We start from the raw sequence: 4,604 nt of genomic DNA, 5'->3' as shown, positions 1-4,604 counted from the left end.
TTTTTAGAATCTTATATTTTTTGCAATAGTTCCATAAGCTATATCTTTAGCAGGTGTAATTGTAGTTACAGATGCGATATTTATAAGCATATATGTATTTGGTCTTGTTTCTACTAAAAGAAAATTATCTTTTTCTTCTAATATCTTTATCCCATAGTATTTTTTTGATCCTGTTACAATGTCATATTTTTCTGAATTTAATTTTTTTAGTAATTCTAACATAAAACATCACTCCTTTAGTCCATTACTATTTGATATTTTTTTATAAGACTTTCTACTTCCTCTTTATTTATTGGCTCAACAGTCATTGGCTCTTCATTAAAGAAAATTTCTATTTTTTCATCACCTTTAAATTTACAATATCTTGAGAAAAGATTTTTTGCAAATTCTACCTCTTCAGGAGATAACTCACCATAACCAATTATATATGGTCCTCCAACTCCCTTACCTCTTATGAAAAATTTTCCAAATCCTTTATATCCAACCATTATATCGTTGTCCTCTTTTGCTCTTCCTACAAAAAGATATTTTTTCTCTCCAAATCTAAAGAATCTTCCTCTTTTTAGTAGATGTAAAATTTGAGAATTTTCCTCTCCTAAAAGTCCATCTTCTTCAATTATTCTCAATCTTTTTGAATATCCTGGATCTGTTAAAAGGCAACCTCCACCTGGCATTGGATAGTCTTTAACTCCTAATTCCTCAGCTAATTTCATTTGAGGTTTTCTACTTCTACCTTCTATATCAAGTAAAAGTTCTCTATTTACAAGTCCATCTCTTTCTGGTTTACTCATAGGTAATCTTTTTGCTGAAAGAGGTCTAAGTATTAAATCTGATAAATTAGATAAAGCCTTTACTTTTTCTAATGCCTCAGAGTTTTGTGACATTGGCCTTTGTCCTAAAACCTCTCCTGATATTAAAAACTGAGCATCATATTTTTCTAAAAGATCTCCAGCTACTTTAAACATTAAAGCGTGGCAATCTATACAAGGGTTCATATTTTTCCCCCTTCCATAGACAGGATTTTTTAATATTTCCATATGTTCTTTACTAAAATTTACATACTCTAATTTTACACCAAGTTGTTTTGCCATAGCTTCAGCTTTTTCATTTTTTCCACCAAAAAAATGAGAAACAAAGTTTAAAGCTATAACCTCTATTCCTTGATTAGCTACAACTTTTATTGCTAAAGCACTATCAAGTCCTCCTGAAAAAAGTGCTAAAGCTCTTACTTTTTTATTTTCCACTATTAAATTCCTACTCCTCCGAAAATATTTTCTTTTTTCCCAATTAAACCATCAAATAAAACTTTCTGATTTTTAGGAACTGATACATAAACACATTTACTTATCTCTATAAAATTAGCCTCTTTTATACTCATAGCTCCAATTAGGAAGTCAATTATTCTTTGAGCTGTTTCTTTGTCTAACTCTTCAATATTTAAAGTAACTATTTTATCATGTTTGATGTATTCAGCTATTTTTTTAGCATCTTCGAATTTTTTTACTCTAGCTACTATATTTTGATAGTTAGATACATCCATATCTCTTAAGTCATTTCTTCCTAAAGTTATTTTTTCATTTTTAACTTCTTTGTTTACATCATCAAAACTTTCTTCTTTTTCCTCTTTCTTTTCATCTTCTAAAAGATTGTTATATTCTTCTTCATATTTAGCTTCTTTTACAGGCTCTTCTTCCTTATTTGTGATTTGTACCTCGTCCTCACTGTCTTCAAATTTATTTTCTAATCCTTGTTCTTTTTCGTCCTCGTCCTCTATCCCTAAACCAAAAAAAGCATTAAGAAATTTCTTTTTATTTTCCATTTTTCCTCCTTAAAATTATTCGTATAATTTACTTCCTATTCTGATTATTGTAGCCCCCTCTTCAAGTGCTATCTTGTAGTCGCCACTCATTCCCATAGAAAGTTCTGTAAGATTATTTTTAAATTTGTTATTTACTTCCTCTTTTATTTCTCTTAACTTTTTAAAACTGCCTCTTATTAAATTTTCATCATCAGTATTTGGAGCCATTGTCATAAGTCCACAGATATTTAGATTTTCTAATTTTATAAGTTCTGGTATATCCTTATAAAACTCCTCTAAATCATACCCCTCTTTTGAGTCCTCACCTGAAAGATTTATTTCTATAAGTACATCTATTTTTCTTCCTATTTTTCCAGCTCTTTTATCAATCTCTTGAGCTAGAGATAATTTATTTATAGATTGTATCATATCTATAAAATTTATGATATATTTTACTTTATTTTTTTGTAAATTTCCAATAAAATTCCATTTTATTTTATTTTTTTCTTCTCCTAGAAGTTCTAACTTCTCTTCTAAGACTTGAACCCTATTTTCTCCAAAAGTAAAAATTCCATTTTTCATAAGTTCCTCTAGTTTATCTTTTGTTACAATAGGATATTTTGTTACAGCCACTAATTTTACCCTCTCTGGATAGATTGAGTATTTTTTTATATCGGCTAAAACTTCCTGTACATTTTCAGTTACTGTACTCATTTTTTCACCTCTTATATAAACTCTTCAAAAACCTCATTGGCTAAAAATAGCCCTTTCTCTGTCAATAGATATCTTTCTTGATTTTCTATTTGAACCTCTTTTATATATCCGTTTTTCAAGAGTTTTTGATAAATATTAAAATATTTTTCATCAGAGCTTAGAGATATCCCCTCTTCTAAAAGACGAAGTCCTAAGATATGTCTATATTCTTCTAACATCTCATTATCCACTATCTCTTCCTCTACTCTAGGAAATCTTTTATTCTCTATCTCATTAAAATATTTTGAAAACTCACTTATATTTTTATATCTGATATTTTCCAAATACCCAGAGGCACCAAGTCCAACACCTATATACTCCTTATTTCTCCAATATTTTGTATTATGTCTTGACTCTTTTCCCTCTTTACAAAAATTTGAGATCTCATAGTGATGATAATTATTTTCCTTACTTCTTTCTATTATCATCTTATACATATCTGCCTCTATATCATTATCTGTTTCTTCATATTCACCTGAGATTAACTTCTCATAAAAAGGTGTTCCCTCTTCCCAAATTAGTGAATATATTGAAAAATGTTCTGGATTTAATAAAAATACCTTGTCTAAATCCTCTTTTAACTCATCTATTGTTTGATCTGGCAATGAAAACATAAGATCTATTGAAATATTTTCAAATCCTATCTCTTTAGCTAATTCATAGGTTGCAATTCCCTCTGAATTTGTATGTATTCTTCCCAATTTTTTTAAAAATTTTTCATTAAATGATTGTATCCCTATACTTAGACGATTTATTCCAATATTTTTCAACTCTTGTAACTTTTCTCTTGTTACAGTTTTTGGATTAACCTCTAAAGTTACCTCTGTATCCTTATCAAAATCTAGTTCATCCAATATTTTTTTTATTTGAAAAGGCTCTAAAAGAGATGGTGTTCCCCCACCAAAATATATGGTATCATATTTAATTTTTGGGTATAATCTTATTTCATTTACAAGACTATCAACATATCTATCTCTTTGTTTTTCATCACTTTGAAATGATAAAAAATCACAGTATCCACATTTTTTTACACAAAAAGGAATGTGAATATATATTGCATCTACCAAATTTTTTCCTCCATAATTTGAAATAAATTTTCTTTATATACAACTGTATTATATCATAAAAAGAGTAAATTTGCCTAAATTATTTAAAAAATTTATACTTATAGTATTTATTTTTTGACAAAATACTTTTTAATATTTATAATTATAGTATAATTTTTTAACGAAAGGAAATAAATATGAAGATAATTTTTGCACCTAGTAAAGGAATGAAATTTAAAGATATTGATTTTAAAGAGAAAAAAGAGATTTATTTCAAAGATAAAACTGATATTTTAATAAAAAAATTAAAAATTTTTTCCAAGGAAGAAATAGAAAAATTATTTAAAATAAAGGGAAATCTTTTGGAAGAAACTTATAAAAATATTCAAAATTTTGAAAATTTAAATTTTTATCCAGCTCTTTCTCTCTATGATGGGGTTACCTTTAGACAACTTAATTATAAAAATTATTCTGAAAATGAGATAAACTTTTTAAATGAAAATCTTTTTATATTCTCAGCTCTTTATGGAGTCCTTTCCCCTAATACAAATATAAAACCATATAGACTTGATATGACTATTAATTTTCTAGATGAAAGTCTTTATAAATTTTGGAGTGAAGATATAAATAATTTTTTTAAAAAATATGAAAATGAAATTTTTATAAATCTATCCTCTAAAGAATTTTCAAAAGTTTTAAATAATAAAATTTTTAATATTATCGATATTGAGTTTAGACAAAATGTAGATGGTAAATTAAAAAATATTAGTACAGAGGCAAAAAAAGCTAGAGGATTAGTTTTAGATTATATAACTTTAAATCATATAGAAGATATAGAAAAAATAAAAGAGTTTTCTCAAGAAGGGTATAAATTCTCTATTGAAAACTCCACTGAAAATAAATTTTTCTTTATAAAAGATTAATAGAAAAAGCCAAGGATTTTTTCCTTGGCCTTTTTAATTTTATAAGCTATCTACAAAAGCTAAGAATTTTGCTTTTGTATCTGC

6 protein-coding genes are annotated in these 4,604 nt (G+C 26.7%); 1 reads left to right on the top strand and 5 read right to left on the bottom strand.

All coding sequences use genetic code 11. The features are described from left to right. Nucleotides 1–3 precede the first annotated feature (3 nt). From Q1J48_RS02515 to hemW, 5 genes are read right to left on the bottom strand one after another with little or no spacing between them, the layout of a single operon-like run. A complete protein-coding gene (locus Q1J48_RS02515; protein WP_300330878.1) occupies nucleotides 4–222 on the bottom strand; it encodes a hypothetical protein in 219 nt (72 codons plus the stop codon). 14 nt (nucleotides 223–236) lie between these two features. After that, the gene (locus Q1J48_RS02510) at nucleotides 237–1,244 is read right to left on the bottom strand and encodes a 7-cyano-7-deazaguanine synthase (protein ID WP_300330881.1); all 1,008 of its coding nucleotides are present in this window, start codon (nucleotides 1,242–1,244) and stop codon (nucleotides 237–239) included. A 2-nt stretch (nucleotides 1,245–1,246) separates the two neighbouring features. Beyond that, nucleotides 1,247–1,819: a cell division protein SepF gene (locus Q1J48_RS02505; protein WP_300360953.1), complete on the bottom strand. Its 573-nt coding sequence runs from the start codon at nucleotides 1,817–1,819 to the stop codon at nucleotides 1,247–1,249. Nucleotides 1,820–1,834: 15 nt separating this feature from the next. Then, nucleotides 1,835–2,512: a YggS family pyridoxal phosphate-dependent enzyme gene (locus Q1J48_RS02500; protein WP_300330887.1), complete on the bottom strand. Its 678-nt coding sequence runs from the start codon at nucleotides 2,510–2,512 to the stop codon at nucleotides 1,835–1,837. 11 nt (nucleotides 2,513–2,523) lie between these two features. Continuing rightward, on the bottom strand, nucleotides 2,524–3,618 hold the full coding sequence (hemW, locus tag Q1J48_RS02495; RefSeq protein ID WP_300360950.1) for a radical SAM family heme chaperone HemW: 1,095 nt from the start codon (nucleotides 3,616–3,618) through the stop codon (nucleotides 2,524–2,526). A gap of 176 nt (nucleotides 3,619–3,794) precedes the next feature. Between hemW and Q1J48_RS02490 the strand changes: the two genes are divergently transcribed. Further along, nucleotides 3,795–4,520: a YaaA family protein gene (locus Q1J48_RS02490; protein WP_300360948.1), complete on the top strand. Its 726-nt coding sequence runs from the start codon at nucleotides 3,795–3,797 to the stop codon at nucleotides 4,518–4,520. Nucleotides 4,521–4,604: the final 84 nt, after the last annotated feature.

The sequence above is a fragment of the Fusobacterium sp. genome (assembly GCF_029258315.1).
In the GTDB taxonomy this organism is placed as follows: Bacteria; Fusobacteriota; Fusobacteriia; order Fusobacteriales; family Fusobacteriaceae; genus Fusobacterium_B.
Note: the sequence above shows the minus strand (reverse complement) of the source record. Positions and strands in the feature narration are given on the sequence as shown.

What these genes read in the sequence shown, in the direction of transcription:
- Q1J48_RS02515 (WP_300330878.1), bottom strand. Translation starts at nt 222, where the DNA reads ATGTTAGAATTACTAAAAAAATTAAATTCAGAAAAATATGACATTGTA.
- Q1J48_RS02505 (WP_300360953.1), bottom strand. Translation starts at nt 1,819, where the DNA reads ATGGAAAATAAAAAGAAATTTCTTAATGCTTTTTTTGGTTTAGGGATA.
- Q1J48_RS02500 (WP_300330887.1), bottom strand. Translation starts at nt 2,512, where the DNA reads ATGAGTACAGTAACTGAAAATGTACAGGAAGTTTTAGCCGATATAAAA.
- Q1J48_RS02490 (WP_300360948.1), top strand. Translation starts at nt 3,795, where the DNA reads ATGAAGATAATTTTTGCACCTAGTAAAGGAATGAAATTTAAAGATATT.